Here is a 15,471-nt window from a genome sequence, read left to right as displayed (position 1 = left end):
CGTTAGTCAGTGCTCGCAATGCTCACGTACCTTAAGTACGCTGCGCTTGCTGTGCGCTGTCTGCCTTGAACTCATGTCGCTCGTCGACTCGAATGTTCAGAGAACATCTTCAAGTTGAGATTTTTTGAGAGACTCTCACATTGTTTAAGCAAAACAATGTGCGTTGTTTTCAATTTTCAGCTTGTTCCAGATTGTTAAAGAGCATAATTGTTAAACCAACTACATCGTAATTGGCTTAATCATTATTGGGGACATCGTCTTTCACTCGATATCGGCGCAATTGGCGTCCCCTAGGGGATTCGAACCCCTGTTACCGCCGTGAAAGGGCGGTGTCCTAGGCCTCTAGACGAAGGGGACACGAAATACTGCACAAATTGCTTTGTTGCATATCTCGTGTAAGAACCACTCTTTCGAATAGCTCTCCCACGTATAGCCTATTGCTCTACTTTCTATCAGACAATCTGTGTGAGCACTTCACAAAAACACTTCAATGGTAAGGAGGTGATCCAACCGCAGGTTCCCCTACGGTTACCTTGTTACGACTTCACCCCAGTCATGAATCACAAAGTGGTAAGCGCCCTCCCGAAGGTTAAGCTACCTACTTCTTTTGCAACCCACTCCCATGGTGTGACGGGCGGTGTGTACAAGGCCCGGGAACGTATTCACCGTAGCATTCTGATCTACGATTACTAGCGATTCCGACTTCATGGAGTCGAGTTGCAGACTCCAATCCGGACTACGACGTACTTTATGAGTTCCGCTTGCTCTCGCGAGGTCGCTTCTCTTTGTATACGCCATTGTAGCACGTGTGTAGCCCTACTCGTAAGGGCCATGATGACTTGACGTCATCCCCACCTTCCTCCGGTTTATCACCGGCAGTCTCCTTTGAGTTCCCACCATCACGTGCTGGCAACAAAGGATAAGGGTTGCGCTCGTTGCGGGACTTAACCCAACATTTCACAACACGAGCTGACGACAGCCATGCAGCACCTGTCTCAGAGTTCCCGAAGGCACTAAAGCATCTCTGCTAAATTCTCTGGATGTCAAGAGTAGGTAAGGTTCTTCGCGTTGCATCGAATTAAACCACATGCTCCACCGCTTGTGCGGGCCCCCGTCAATTCATTTGAGTTTTAACCTTGCGGCCGTACTCCCCAGGCGGTCGATTTAACGCGTTAGCTCCGGAAGCCACTCCTCAAGGGAACAACCTCCAAATCGACATCGTTTACAGCGTGGACTACCAGGGTATCTAATCCTGTTTGCTCCCCACGCTTTCGCACCTGAGCGTCAGTCTTTGTCCAGGGGGCCGCCTTCGCCACCGGTATTCCTCCACATCTCTACGCATTTCACCGCTACACATGGAATTCTACCCCCCTCTACAAGACTCTAGCTGACCAGTCTTAGATGCCATTCCCAGGTTAAGCCCGGGGATTTCACATCTAACTTAATCAACCGCCTGCGTGCGCTTTACGCCCAGTAATTCCGATTAACGCTTGCACCCTCCGTATTACCGCGGCTGCTGGCACGGAGTTAGCCGGTGCTTCTTCTGTTGGTAACGTCAATCGTTGATGATATTAGCATCAACGCCTTCCTCCCAACTGAAAGTACTTTACAACCCTAAGGCCTTCTTCATACACGCGGCATGGCTGCATCAGGCTTGCGCCCATTGTGCAATATTCCCCACTGCTGCCTCCCGTAGGAGTCTGGGCCGTGTCTCAGTCCCAGTGTGGCTGATCATCCTCTCAGACCAGCTAGGGATCGTCGCCTTGGTGAGCCATTACCCCACCAACTAGCTAATCCCATATGGGTTCATCCGATAGCGCAAGGACCGAAGTTCCCCTGCTTTGCTCCTTAGAGATTATGCGGTATTAGCTACCGTTTCCAGTAGTTATCCCCCTCTATCGGGCAGATCCCCATACATTACTCACCCGTCCGCCGCTCGTCAGCGAGAAGCAAGCTTCCCCTGTTACCGCTCGACTTGCATGTGTTAGGCCTGCCGCCAGCGTTCAATCTGAGCCATGATCAAACTCTTCAATTAAAAGTGTCTGATGCTCAAAGAATGTTTACTGTCGTATGCTTTCCGAAGAAAACATATTACCTATTAGTTCATATATATGAATTAACGTGTTAGTCACTCTTCAAGACTTTAAAATCAAATATTTTTTGATAGTGTCTTGTGAGTGCCCACACAGATTGTCTGATAAATTGTTAAAGAGCAGTGCGACATTTCTTTTGGAAATCGACTCAGTTTTTATCAACTTAGGTCGTTGTCGCGAGGTGGCGTATATTACGCTTTCCTCAGTGAGAGTCAAGCATTTTTTTGCTTAATCTTTTCAGATTCTCTCGCTGCCGGTTCAGTGTCCATCGCGCTTTGCGTTGGCTTGTTCCCGGTCAGTGGATGCGCATTATAGGGAGTCAGAAAAATCTGGCAACCCTTTTTTTGATATTTTTTATCAACCGCCGATTATTTCAACAAATAGTACAAAACAGCCACGTTTTGTTGAAAAATAGTACTATAAATTCTCAAACTCTATAGCAAAAGCAGCAACACTATCCCAATTAGTATATTCAATTTCTGTTTTTGGGTCTGTTGGTCCCCCCGTCATCTTCATAATTAGCCGGATCATTACTTTATCAAGCCACTTATAACGAGGATAAAACAGCGCTCCTGCAAATACCGCCTTCAATGTTGGCTGCCACGGACATTTTTCTAAAAACTTGCGAGTATAAACATTTGTCTCAGCGGTATCTTTCCCCTCCTTTCTTGCTGTTAGGTTTACAGCAAAAAAGGCGCTCTTCATCGAATTGAGTTGGGTTTGATGTGTTGCTACGAAGCGTTCAAGTTGCTTATTAAAATGACCGTAACGGATAGATGCGCCAACCAATACTTTATTGTAAGCCGATAAATTGAAGTTTTTATCCGTATTTAAATCACGGATGTCACACTCACACCCAGAGCGACGTAATTGGTCTGCTATCTTTAAAATGATTTTTTTCGTTTGCCCATCAGTGCTGGAGTGTAAAAGTAGATAACTCATCTTCTGTAAAATTCCTAATCATTGCTATCCATTGTTTACTCACGCCAAAACGTTGGCGTAAATAAAACTAATAAAGTAAAGACTTCAAGACGACCAAATAACATTGTCACCACTAAAATCCATTTCCCAGCCGGATTCATACTTGTGAAGTTCTCGGCAACCGTTCCTAACCCTGGTCCAAGGTTATTCAATGTGGTAGCAATTGCAGAAAATGCGGAGAACTCATCAACACCGGTTGCGATAAGTAGCAGTAAACTCACTACAAATACTAAGGCGTATGCAGAAAAGAATCCCCAAACAGCTTCAATAATCCTTTCTGGTAAAGCTCTTTGGCCTAATTTAATGGTATATACCGCATTGGGATGTACCAATCGTTTCAGTTCACGGGAGCCTTGTAGAAATAAAAGAAGGATACGAATAACTTTTAATCCTCCTCCTGTTGAACCCGCGCATCCCCCAACAAATGCCGCACATAATAAAAGCATCGGTAAGAATAGTGGCCATCCAGAGAAACTGTCCGTTGTGAAGCCTGCGGTAGTTGCCATAGAAACCACTTGGAAAAAGGCCTGATCTAATGTTTGTCCAAAATCAGCATACACAGAGTGGAACATCAACACTGCGGTACAGATCACCACCAGCACAAATTGGAAGCTAATAAACATTCTAAATTCAGGGTCACGCCAATAAATACCAAGGCTTCGCCCTGTTAATACTGCAAAGTGTAAACCGAAGTTACAGCCGGAGATAATTAAGAAAATACCAATAATGGTATTAATTGCTGGGCTATTGAAATAACCAATACTGGCATCATGGGTAGAAAACCCTCCAATAGCAATAGTAGAGAAGCTATGAGAGATTGCATCAAACACATCCATACCCGCGATCCACAAAGCTATTGCGCACGCGATAGTCAATAGAACGTAGATCAACCAAAGTGTTTTCGCCGTTTCAGCAATCCTAGGACGCATCTTATTATCTTTTAGTGGCCCAGGCATTTCAGCTCGATAGAGCTGCATTCCCCCTACACCTAATAGAGGCAAGATGGCAACTGCCAATACAATGATCCCCATACCACCCAGCCATTGCAACATTTGACGATAAAATAAAATGGCTTTTGGTAACGAATCCAACCCCGTTAAGGTTGTGGCTCCTGTGGTGGTTAAACCGGAAAATGATTCAAAAAATGCATCAGTGACTGATAAGTTTGGTTTTTCCGAGAAGATAAACGGCAACGCCCCAACACTGCCTAGTACTGTCCAGAACAAGACAACAATAAGAAATCCTTCCTTTGCCTTTAACTCATGTCGACTATTGCGAGTCGGTAGCCATAGAAAAAGACCGATTAATAAGGCAGTTACGAATGTTTGGCTAAAAGCTCGCCCCGCACCATCGCGATATATAAGCGCAACAATGCCAGGAATGACCATCGTAAAAGAGAAAATAATGACGAGTAACCCAACGATACGGGTTATTGCGCGAAAGTGCATTCGGCCAGTTCCTTGCTTAGGCTATTTACTATTGCGATTGTTCGATGAGTTTTACTTCACCACGGCTAATATCGCGTAATTTATCATTGACCTCCTGCTCACAGCTAGCAGGAATAGAAATTTGCAAAGATACAGACTCATTATAATCACTGTGTAGAATCATACCATTTACCTGAGCCAATAATTGCTCAACTCCATTGATAAGGGAGTAATCACATATCAAATTAAAGATCTTTTGAGGAACTTTTATTTTTGTGGGTAGGATTTTAAGCGCTTGCTGTACGCCACTTCCATAAGCGCGAACCAGCCCTCCTGTTCCTAGCTTTATCCCGCCAAAATAGCGCACTACAACACAGGTAACTTCACCCAAATGACTTCCAAGTAATTGTGCCATGATAGGCTTGCCGGCCGTTCCTGTTGGCTCCCCATCATCAGAAAATCCTAACTGCTGGGAATCATCAGGTCGACCAGCAACAAATGCCCAGCAATGGTGCCGGGCATCTGGGTATTGAGCTTTGATTGATTGGATATAATCTTTCGCCGCGTCAATACCTTCGGTATGCGCTATATAAGTAATAAAACGACTTTTTTTGATCTCTTCCGCGAAAGAGATCGTTTCTGCCGGAATTGAATAGGGTCTCATTACGGTAAATGCAAATCTCGAGTCATATTTTCAATATGGTTATGATGGATAACGATATTATCTTCAATACGAATACCACCATAAGGTTTGAATTGCTCGATTTTATCCCAATTGAAATGTTGACTAAACTCTCCAGCGCGCCAGCCAGATAATAAAGATTCAATAAAATAGAGACCTGGTTCGATTGTTAGCACCATTCTTGGCTCTAATACTCGAGTACAGCGCAAGAAAGGATGCATTTTTGGTGCAGCTAAATGTGTACCTTCCTCATCTTGCATAAAACCAGCGACATCATGAACTTGCAATCCAAGAGGGTGACCTAAACCATGAGGTAAAAATGGCGTCGTTAACCCATGTTCTACCATTGAGTCTTCGCTAATTCCTTTAACTATCCCATGTTTAACCAATAATCTGGCGATACGGTGATGCATATCAACATGGTAATCCGTATAACGAACGCCAGCTTTAATCGTATGAATTAACGCTAACTGTTCTGCATTTAAATCCGCGACTAATGCAGCAAATTCACTTTTACTTTTGGCGGCATAAGTACGAGTAATATCCGCAGCGTAACCATTATATTCAGCACCTGCATCAATCAGGAAGCTACGAACTTCATTGGGAACAGTTTGCTGTAATTTCGTGTAGTGAAGTACTGCGGCATTTTCATTAAGAGCCACAATATTACCATAAGGAACATTAGTATCTCGGTGCCCCGTAGCCTCTAGATAACTAATATTAATATCAAATTCGCTAGCACCTGCTTGGAATGCTTCAAATGCAGAAAGATGACCATTCACAGCCATTTTTTGCGCTTCACGCATGCAGCACAATTCATAATCTGTTTTATATGAACGGTGATAATGGTAGTAATCCAGCACTGGTTTTGGATTGATGTTGTGAGAGGAGATACCTAAAGATTCTGCTTTCGCTGTCGCAGAACCAATATAAGCGACATGCTCTTTTGGCAGATTAGCTAAAAAATCTTTGATTTCATCTGCATTTTTCAGATGAATTAATTCAACTTCTTTCGTCCAAAAACTATTTGGTAATGGTTCTACACTGTGCCAGTAATCTACTGGTGAATAAAACCATAGCTTAGGCTTATTAACACCATCAACTAATAACCACGAGTGCGGGACATCGGTGACCGGCACCCAAGCTTTAAAGTGTGGGTTAACTTTAAATGGGTAATCACTGTCATCAAGGAAGATGCGAATCGGCTCCCCTGAGTGAATTAAGATGGCATCTAATTTACTGCGTTGTAAAACTTGCTGAGTTGTTTTTTGTAGTGTTTTGATGTGTTCAGCGTAGAGTCCAGCCAGTTTTTCCATTTCATTCAACCTTACAGTATTCGTTAGAAAAATAGAGCTTATCACGTTCTGATATTAACGTGTATGCACTCTATTATATTCATTTATTAATATATTGATAATTAACAAAAATACCATATTAACATTACGTTATTTCACTTTATTCCTGTGAGCAGCATTCCACTTTTGTTATTAAACATTTGCAATTAATTAACATTCTAGTCACACTAAATTTCATCTGGTCATACCAGATAACTCAGTTATCTAAAGGAGAACAGCATGCTTTATCAAAGTGAAACAATCTATATTCAATGGTTGAAAAAAGGTATTGCAGAATTGGTGTTTAATGCATCAGGTCCAATCAATAAATTGGATACCCATACCGTTGCTTCACTTGATGAAGCTGTTACCGTTCTTGAACGGCAATCTGATTTGCAAGGTGTTATTCTGCGTTCAGATAAACCCGCATTTATTGTCGGTGCTGACATAAAAGAATTTTTATCTCTCTTTGAAGCTTCAAAAGAGACTTTAAGTGAGTGGTTATCTTACGCTAATCATATTTTTAATCGCCTCGAAGACCTTCCCGTTCCAACTATTAGCGCAATCAATGGTTATGCTCTCGGTGGTGGTTGCGAATGTATCTTAGCCACTGATTTTAGAATTGCTTCTCCAGATGCCAGAATTGGTTTACCTGAAACAAAATTAGGTATTATGCCCGGCTTTGGTGGCTCCGTTCGATTACCTCGTTTAATTGGGCTTGATAGCGCATTAGAGATTATTACCGCAGGAAAAGATGTTAGCGGTACACAAGCACTTAAACTCGGTCTCGTTGATGCTGTTGTAGAAACAGAAAAACTCCCACAAGCGGCATTACAAATTATCGAACAAGCTATTGCTGGTGCTATTAATTGGAAGCAAAAACGTCAGCCAAAACTCGAAGCTCTCAAACTATCTCCTATTGAGCAGACGATGAGTTTTAGTGTTGCTAAAGGAATGGTCTACCAAGTCGCTGGTAAACATTATCCAGCCCCAATGACAGCCGTAAATACAATTGAAAAAGCCGCTAACTGTACTCGTGAAGAAGCATTAAAACATGAAACAGCTGCCTTTGTACCTCTCGCACATAGTGATGTTGCCCGTGCATTAGTTAGCGTATTTCTTAATGATCAACAAGTTAAAGCAACCAGTAAAAAAATTGCTGGCAAAGTAACAGCACCGATACAAGCTGCTGTTCTGGGCGCGGGAATCATGGGGGGCGGTATCGCCTACCAATCTGCCAGCAAAGGCATTGCGGTCTTAATGAAAGATATCAACGAAAAATCTCTGGATCTTGGCATCAATGAAGCCAAAAAATTACTCAATGGCCAATTTGAAAGAGGCAAAATTACTGCCGATAGAATGGCGACAACGTTAGCCTCTATTCATCCATCGTTATCTTATTCTGGTATTGAGAACGTACAGATTATTGTTGAAGCTGTTGTTGAAAATCCCAAAATTAAAGCTGCGGTATTATCCGAAGTTGAATCATTAATCACATCGGAGACTCTACTTGCGTCAAACACATCTACGATCCCAATTACAGAGCTAGCTAACTCATTAAAACGCCCAGAAAATTTCTGCGGGATGCATTTTTTTAATCCAGTCCATCGTATGCCTTTGGTCGAAATTATACGTGGAGAAAAGACCTCCGAAGAGACCATAGCCAAAGTTGTTTCATTCGCAAACAAGATGGGAAAAACCCCGATTGTTGTTAATGATTGCCCTGGTTTTTTTGTTAACCGAGTTTTATTCCCCTACTTCGCGGGCTTTAATTTATTGATTCAAGATGGTGCCGATTTTAGAGAAATCGATAAAGTCATGGAGAAAGAGTTTGGGTGGCCGATGGGACCTGCTTACTTACTTGATGTCGTCGGGATTGATACTGCATTTCATGCAGAGCAAGTCATGGCTCAAGGCTTTCCACAACGCATGCAAAAAGTGGGTAAAAATGCCATCGATATTATGTTTGAACAGCAACGCTTTGGTCAGAAAAATGGTAAAGGTTTTTATCTGTATGAAACAGATAAAAAAGGCAAACCGAAAAAAATCGATGACCCACATACAGACGAATTATTATTCGCTATTCGCCAAAATAAACGTTCGTTTACCAAGGAAGAAATTATTGCTCGCATGATGGCACCAATGGTTAATGAAGTGGTTCGGTGTTTAGAAGAAGGCATTATTCAAAGTCCTTCAGATGCTGATATTGCATTGGTTTACGGACTTGGTTTTCCACCATTCCGAGGAGGCGTATTCTGTTACCTTGATACCCTAGGCAGTCAATCTTATGTCAAAACTGCAGAATCTTATTCCCACTTAAGCCCGCTTTATCAAGTGCCAAATGGATTAAAAGAGAAAGCGGCAACCAATGCCAGATATTATCCGCAGCCACCCGTTGTGGCTATCGATGTCAAAAAAGTTGTGAGGGGTTAATCCTATGGAAAATGTCTTCATTATTGATGGTATACGCACTCCAATGGGGCGTTCCAAAGGTGGTGTATTTCGTCATGTAAGAGCAGAAGACCTCTCTGCACAACTGATGAATGCGATTTTTGAACGCAATCCCAATGCTCAAAAGAAAGAGCTTGATGACATCATCTGGGGCTGCGTCCAGCAAACCTTAGAGCAAGGGTTTAATGTTGCCAAAAATGCAGCCCTTTTAACAGATATTCCTCATACCGTTCCCGCAGTAACAATTAACCGCTTATGCGGCTCATCCATGCAAGCGATCCATGACGCTAGCCGCTTTATCATGACTGGGGATGCGCATTCAGTCTTAATTGGCGGAGTTGAACATATGGGGCATGTGCCTATGACCCATGGTATTGATTTTAATCCGAAGCTAACTTTGCGTGTAGCTAAAGCCGCTGGTGCGATGGGATTAACTGCAGAGATGCTGGCTAAGATGTATAAAATAAGTCGCGAAGAGCAAGATGCCTTTGCATTGAGATCTCATCAACGTGCCTCTGCGGCAACAAAAAGTGGCAAATTTGGTCAGGAGATCGTCCCGATTTTAGGCCATGATACTGATGGTAATTTAGTTTCTGTTACATACGATGAAGTCATTCGCTTTGATGCAAGCTTAGAGGGTTTAGCCGCCTTACGCCCTGCTTTTGACCCCGTCAGTGGCACCGTTACCGCAGGAAATTCATCCGCACTTTCAGATGGTGCCTCAGCCATGCTATTAGCTAGTGAATCCTACACAAATCAACATGGTCTCAAGCCTAGAGCCAAGATCCGTGCCATGTCAGTTGTCGGCTGTGACCCTTCAATTATGGGGTTCGGACCAGTTCCTGCCACCGAGCTAGCTTTAAAACGAGCGGGATTATCTTTAAATGATATCGATATTATTGAGCTGAATGAAGCATTTGCAGCCCAGTCGATTGCCTGTATGAAAGGTTTAAGAATTCCAGAAAGCCAAATTGATCAAAAAGTTAATCTAAGTGGCGGCGCCATTGCATTGGGTCATCCATTAGGTTGCTCTGGAGCAAGAATAACAACAGCGCTATTAAACCAACTAGAACAGCAAGATAAGCAGTTTGGATTAGCGACTATGTGTATTGGATTTGGGCAAGGTATAGCCACAATTATTGAAAGAATTTAAGAAGTTTTGCCGTTACATTGTCATGTTTGTCAATGTTCCCGCCTAGTCAGGGGCGGGATTTTTTTATCCACAAAACAGCTCAGTGAAATCAACCAACTAATCAACTAATCAACTAATCACTATTTTGAATACAACTCCGTCTATTCCCTAAATAGTTCAGGTCACAGGTAGGCGGCAAGTTAAGCTATCCCTTGAGCATACTAAAGTATGTGATAGGGTAGCTTTATGAAGCCAACACCCCTGTGGCTTGAAATATGACGGGGATGTTTAGATTACAGGAAATCAAAGGCATCACCGAACAACTGAGCCGCCTTAGCATTCCTCTCGCCACAAAACCGATCTCTCGCAATCTTCGCCATCTCAAACCGACCTGCAATATAAATATCGTGTTCAGATAGATCGCCAAAATCTTCCAGTACCGAACTCAATACAGTCCCTGTTCTGCCTCGCCAATTTTCATCAGGTTGCTCAACAACAGGGATAACTTTGAGATTAGAATAACGTTCACTGAGAGCTTGCAGTTCACCCAAGTCGTATAGATGCTCTAACTGGCGGCCCCCCCAATAGAACGTAATATCTCTGTGAGGATTTTCTGCAAGGGCGGCAAGCAGGATGGAATGGGTATAAGAAAATCCCGTCCCCCCTGCAATTAAAATGATTGGATTTTGACTATTCTCACGGAACCATGCTTTGCCATGAGGGATATCGATATCAATCCGCTGTTGTTCTAAAATTCTATCTAACACGGCCATCGCATATAGATTGAATTCAGAAGCTCCGATATGCAGCTCAATGGACTGTTTATTTTCAGGTGTTGAAGCCATCGAAAATGGACGCTTATCCCTTTCATCCATAACAACCATGAGATATTGACCGGCTTTGAAATGAAAAGGACCATCTGGCAACAAAATAACCCGATAAACCGTATCCGTGATGGACTCGACAGATGTGACTTTGCAGCTCAAAGTTGCCATGGATTTCCTCTTACTTTTCAAAAATATTCAATTGTTCCCAAATATCATCAACGCGGGATTTAACGCTTTCAGTCATCACAATTGGGCGTCCCCATTCACGACTCGTTTCTCCCGGCCATTTATTTGTCGCATCAAGTCCCATTTTTGAGCCAAGGCCAGAAATCGGAGATGCAAAGTCGAGATAGTCTATTGGCGTATTTTCCATCATTATCGTATCGCGGGCTGGATCCATACGGGTAGTGATTGCCCAAATGACATCTTTCCAATCACGGGCATTGATATCATCATCACAAACAATCACAAACTTAGTGTACATGAATTGTCGCAGGTAAGACCAGACCCCCATCATTACTCTTTTTGCGTGTCCTGCATACTGTTTTTTCATGGTTACCACAGCCAAACGATATGAACATCCTTCTGGAGGTAAGTAGAAATCGACAATTTCAGGGAACTGCTTTTGTAAAATAGGCACCAAGACTTCATTGAGAGCTTCACCTAATACCGCGGGCTCATCGGGTGGGCGTCCAGTATAGGTAGAATGGTAAATCGCATCACGGCGCTGAGTAACATGAGTGACGGTGAAAACAGGAAAATCATCAATTTCATTATAGTAACCAGTATGGTCACCATAAGGTCCTTCAGGCGCCATTTCTCCAGGTTCAATATAACCTTCAAGAATAATTTCTGCGCCAGCAGGAACTTCGAGATCGTTAGAAATACATTTTACGACCTCAGTTTTATTGCCACGGAGTAACCCAGCAAAAGCATACTCTGAGAGCGTATCAGGTACCGGGGTCACTGCCGCTAGAATTGTCGCAGGATCTGCACCAAGAGCAACCGCTACAGGGAATTTTTCTCCTGGGTGTTGTTGGCACCATTCTTGGAAATCTAAAGCTCCACCACGATGGGAAAGCCAACGCATAATAACCTTATTTTTCCCCAGGACTTGCTGGCGATAAATGCCTAAATTTTGGCGCTCTTTATGAGGACCTTTAGTCACCGTTAAACCCCAAGTAATCAACGGTGCGGCATCTTCTGGCCAACAGTGCATTACAGGAATTTTGGTCAGGTCAACGTCATCCCCAGCCCAAATTTGCTCCTGACATGGCGCTGAGTTTAAACGTTTAGCTGGCATATTAAGCACTTGTTTAAACTTAGGAAGCTTATCCATTAGATCACGGAAACCTTTCGGAGGATCAGGTTCTTTAAGAAAAGCGAGTAACTTGCCTACATCATGAAGCGCTTTAATATCTTCTTGTCCCATCCCCATAGCAACCCGTTTGGTAGTTCCAAATAAGTTACACAAGACAGGCATCTTATAGCCTTTAGGATTTTCAAATAGTAAGGCTGGTCCCCCTGCTCTTAGCGTACGATCTGCGATTTCAGTCATTTCCAAATAAGGATCGACTTCCATCGTAATGCGTTTTAGTTCGCCTTGCTTTTCAAGCTGCGCGATAAAATCTCTAAGGTCACGGTATTTCATTATCTTCTTTTACAATTACAGGGGGAACCTCATTATAAGGCTCCCAGCCAAGGTTACAAGTCACTGTTAAACATGCTTAATAATCAGTATTCTTGAGATTAAGTATATCATTTTACTTACAATCAAACGGGACATAATCCGTCAATGATACGGTATCGAATTGTTCAGGGAATGTTTTGTTGTGCTGAAACAATTTAAAACCCTCGTTTTTGCCACTAAAGTAGCTCAATTCATTACCTTTAATTTGTAAGCCACTACCTTCACGTAACGCAACAACAACCTCATGAGGGTTAATTACACAAAATTCTTGCAAACGTTCATCACGAGTTTCGCCCATGTGCCCTGAAATGTGAGCATCGATGTAGTGAGGGTTAATTTGCATAGGGAACAATCCCAGCGATGGCATAATAACCGCATTGCTTACTGGCATATCATTAGTCGTACGGATACTTGGAGTTGCCACATTACAACCCGCACTCCAGCCAATATAAGGAACACCACGTTCACGTACTGCACGCTGAATGGCAACAATCAATCCATTTTCATGCAGGCATTTATTCAGCCACCATGTATTACCACCGCTCACCAAAATACATTCTGCTTGTTCAATTGCTTCGACTGGACTTGAGAAATGTTCGATAGAAGTGACTTCGATACCTAGAGCTTCAGAGAGCTGAGCTGCTCTTTCATCATGAGAGCCACGTAAAACGGCATACGGGACTAATACCGCTGACTTAATTTTTTTACGCTCAATCATTTCATTAATACGTGGTAATGCATAACTCAGCCATACCGGATTACCCGAAAGTTTGCCATTACTCAATAAAAAGATATCCATGGTGTCTCCTACAAAAAGTGTATTTGTTGCTGTGATTATAATGTACCCAAGTTTTGTAACTACTGAATTAATCTATACTTGTGGGTATGAATAATATTGCGTGGCTCATCATTAGTCACATTGTTATGCCTTAATTTGTTATCATAAGCATAATTTTGTTGGATGGGATCAAAAAATGGAAAAATGGTATTTGCTGTATTGCAAACGCGGTCAGCTTGACAGAGCGATTGAGCACTTAACTCGACAATATGTCACTTGCATGACTCCCATGACAGAAATGGAAAAAGTCGTTCGAGGTAAGCGAGTTATTGTTACTGAAGCGCTTTTTCCAAATTATCTATTTGTAAAATTCGACCATGAAAAAATCCACACAACCACGATCCAATCTACTCGTGGAGTTAGCCACTTTATACGCTTTGGTAAACTTCCCGTCGAGGTCCCTGAAGAAATTATGGAGCTTCTACAGCAAGCTCCTATTGGTCATTCTAAAGCTCCAGACCTTCCTGCTCACGGGGATAGTGTCATTATTACTGACGGGATATTTGCTGGAGTGAAAGCCATCTTTGACGAACCAGATGGCGAGTCTCGCTCTATATTATTACTCAATATTTTAAACACTAATGTTGTTAAAGTAATTGATAATACTCAATTTAAAAAATTGACTGAATAATTTAATCGTTAGCGAGATATAAAAAGCCCATTATAAAATGGGCTTTTTAATGTCTAAATCATTTTAAAAATGATGATTATTCTTCGGTTTCAGCGTCTTCTTCATTTTCTTCTCGACCTTTTCTACCTTTGCCAACATAGAAATTCGAGAGTAAAACCCCAAGCTCAAATAACAGATACATAGGTACTGCCAATAAAGTTTGAGATAAGACATCAGGAGGGGTTAAGAACATCCCCACAATAAATGCACCGACTAATATATATGGACGCTTACGTCTGAGGGATTCTGGCGTTGTTACACCAGTCCAGCACAGTAAAATGATAGCAATCGGAACTTCAAACGCAGCCCCAAACGCCATAAATAACGTCATGACAAAACTGAGATATTTACTGATGTCAGGTATGAAGTTAACACTGTCTGGCGTCGTTTTTACGAAGAAACCAAATGCTAACGGAAACACGACAAAGTAAGCAAATGCCATTCCCAGATAGAATAGGAAACTACTTGAAACTAGCAGTGGCAACATCAACCTGCGTTCATGCTTATATAGCGCTGGTGCGATAAATGCCCAAATTTGGTACAAAATGACCGGTATCGAGACAAACACAGATACCATCATTGTTAATTTAATTGGGGTAAAAAACGTTGAAGCAACATCTGTCGCACTCATTTGAGAGCCAACAGGTAGCTTATCAATCAAAGGTGCAGCGACCAACCGGTAGATGTCATTTGAAAAATAAGCGAGTGCCGCAAATATGATTAATACTGTAATCAAACAGTTTAATAGCCGCTTTCTAAGTTCAATTAGATGGCTAATAAGTGGTTGAGTATCATTGACAGCCATGTGTTATTTTTCACTTTCTGTTTGATTGGAGTTTGTTACTTTAGCATCGAGTGGCTTGGTGTCTGTTAATGTTGTTGAAGCAGGTTTTTCTTCAACGACCGCAGCCATTTTAGCAGCATGCTCAGGATCAGGATCTGATTCTTGAATTTGCTGAGAACTCGCATGGGATTCCTTTACCGCAGCATCGTAGTTTTCTGTGAGCTCTTTTGCTTTGTTCAACTCAGATTGAACACCATTGGACGTTGCTTGATAACCGCTTTGTAAGGACAAGGCAGCATGACGCAAATCATCCATCGACTTTTTAAGTTCAGGAGAAAGTGTTTCTAGGCCAGCCTTCTCTTCAACTTTTTTTAGAGTCTCTTGCAGCTCTTGCAATTTTAGTTCTTGTGATAGCTCATTCTGTACATTTGTCGCCATAGAGCGCATAGCACGAATCCAACCAGCAACAGTTCGCACTGCTACTGGAAGGCGCTGAGGACCGAGTACCACAAGACCAATAATAGCAACAAGCAGTAGTTCACTAAAACCTATGTCAAACACG

12 protein-coding genes, 1 tRNA gene and 1 rRNA gene are annotated in these 15,471 nt (G+C 42.4%); 3 read left to right on the top strand and 11 right to left on the bottom strand.

Annotation, left to right across the window (positions count from 1 at the left end; genetic code table 11):
* Positions 1–281: 281 nt before the first annotated feature.
* From EL244_RS02965 to pepQ, 6 genes are all read right to left on the bottom strand, one after another.
* Positions 282–357: transfer RNA gene (locus EL244_RS02965), tRNA-Glu, on the bottom strand.
* Between the two features lie 137 nt (positions 358–494).
* Positions 495–2,035: ribosomal RNA gene (locus EL244_RS02960) — 16S ribosomal RNA — on the bottom strand.
* A 475-nt stretch (positions 2,036–2,510) separates the two neighbouring features.
* Entirely contained in the window at positions 2,511–3,035 is a 525-nt protein-coding gene (gene hemG, locus EL244_RS02955) for a menaquinone-dependent protoporphyrinogen IX dehydrogenase (protein WP_006815924.1), read from the bottom strand.
* A gap of 35 nt (positions 3,036–3,070) precedes the next feature.
* Complete coding sequence (gene trkH / locus EL244_RS02950; protein WP_006815925.1) at positions 3,071–4,522, bottom strand: Trk system potassium transporter TrkH; 1,452 nt, start codon at positions 4,520–4,522, stop codon at positions 3,071–3,073.
* Positions 4,523–4,550: 28 nt separating this feature from the next.
* Positions 4,551–5,165, bottom strand: coding sequence for an IMPACT family protein (locus EL244_RS02945; RefSeq protein WP_126458646.1), 615 nt, complete (start codon positions 5,163–5,165; stop codon positions 4,551–4,553).
* Positions 5,165–6,499: a Xaa-Pro dipeptidase gene (gene pepQ / locus EL244_RS02940; RefSeq protein WP_126458643.1), complete on the bottom strand. Its 1,335-nt coding sequence runs from the start codon at positions 6,497–6,499 to the stop codon at positions 5,165–5,167. The genes EL244_RS02945 and pepQ overlap by 1 nt, the downstream gene beginning before the upstream one ends.
* Positions 6,500–6,757: 258 nt before the next feature.
* Here pepQ and fadB point away from each other — a divergent pair, with 258 nt between their 5' ends.
* Together fadB and fadA are read left to right on the top strand one after the other, a co-directional pair.
* Positions 6,758–8,950: a fatty acid oxidation complex subunit alpha FadB gene (gene fadB / locus EL244_RS02935; protein WP_126458640.1), complete on the top strand. Its 2,193-nt coding sequence runs from the start codon at positions 6,758–6,760 to the stop codon at positions 8,948–8,950.
* A gap of 4 nt (positions 8,951–8,954) precedes the next feature.
* Positions 8,955–10,121, top strand: a complete 1,167-nt coding sequence (fadA, locus tag EL244_RS02930; protein WP_126458637.1) for an acetyl-CoA C-acyltransferase FadA — start codon at positions 8,955–8,957, stop codon at positions 10,119–10,121.
* Positions 10,122–10,393: 272 nt separating this feature from the next.
* Here fadA and fre read toward each other — a convergent pair whose 3' ends face one another.
* The 3 genes from fre to pepE all read right to left on the bottom strand — a co-directional run bounded on the left by fre (position 10,394) and on the right by pepE (position 13,416).
* Positions 10,394–11,095, bottom strand: coding sequence for an NAD(P)H-flavin reductase (gene fre / locus EL244_RS02925; protein ID WP_112836119.1), 702 nt, complete (start codon positions 11,093–11,095; stop codon positions 10,394–10,396).
* A 10-nt stretch (positions 11,096–11,105) separates the two neighbouring features.
* Positions 11,106–12,578 (bottom strand): 4-hydroxy-3-polyprenylbenzoate decarboxylase, encoded by a 1,473-nt coding sequence (gene ubiD, locus EL244_RS02920; protein ID WP_006815931.1) that lies wholly within the window; start codon positions 12,576–12,578, stop codon positions 11,106–11,108.
* A 112-nt stretch (positions 12,579–12,690) separates the two neighbouring features.
* Positions 12,691–13,416, bottom strand: a complete 726-nt coding sequence (gene pepE / locus EL244_RS02915) for a dipeptidase PepE (protein ID WP_006815932.1) — start codon at positions 13,414–13,416, stop codon at positions 12,691–12,693.
* A gap of 175 nt (positions 13,417–13,591) precedes the next feature.
* Between pepE and rfaH the strand changes: the two genes are divergently transcribed.
* Entirely contained in the window at positions 13,592–14,086 is a 495-nt protein-coding gene (rfaH, locus tag EL244_RS02910) for a transcription/translation regulatory transformer protein RfaH (protein WP_126458633.1), read from the top strand.
* A gap of 76 nt (positions 14,087–14,162) precedes the next feature.
* On the opposite strand, the gene tatC is transcribed toward rfaH, so the two are convergent.
* Both tatC and tatB read right to left on the bottom strand, forming a co-directional pair.
* Positions 14,163–14,930, bottom strand: coding sequence for a Sec-independent protein translocase subunit TatC (tatC, locus tag EL244_RS02905; RefSeq protein WP_006815934.1), 768 nt, complete (start codon positions 14,928–14,930; stop codon positions 14,163–14,165).
* A 3-nt stretch (positions 14,931–14,933) separates the two neighbouring features.
* A complete protein-coding gene (tatB, locus tag EL244_RS02900; protein WP_006815935.1) occupies positions 14,934–15,470 on the bottom strand; it encodes a Sec-independent protein translocase protein TatB in 537 nt (178 codons plus the stop codon).
* Between the last annotated feature and the right edge of the window lies 1 nt (position 15,471).

Origin of the sequence: Providencia rustigianii, assembly GCF_900637755.1 — a bacterium.
GTDB lineage: Bacteria > Pseudomonadota > Gammaproteobacteria > Enterobacterales > Enterobacteriaceae > Providencia > Providencia rustigianii.
This window is presented reverse-complemented; position numbering and strand designations above follow the sequence as displayed.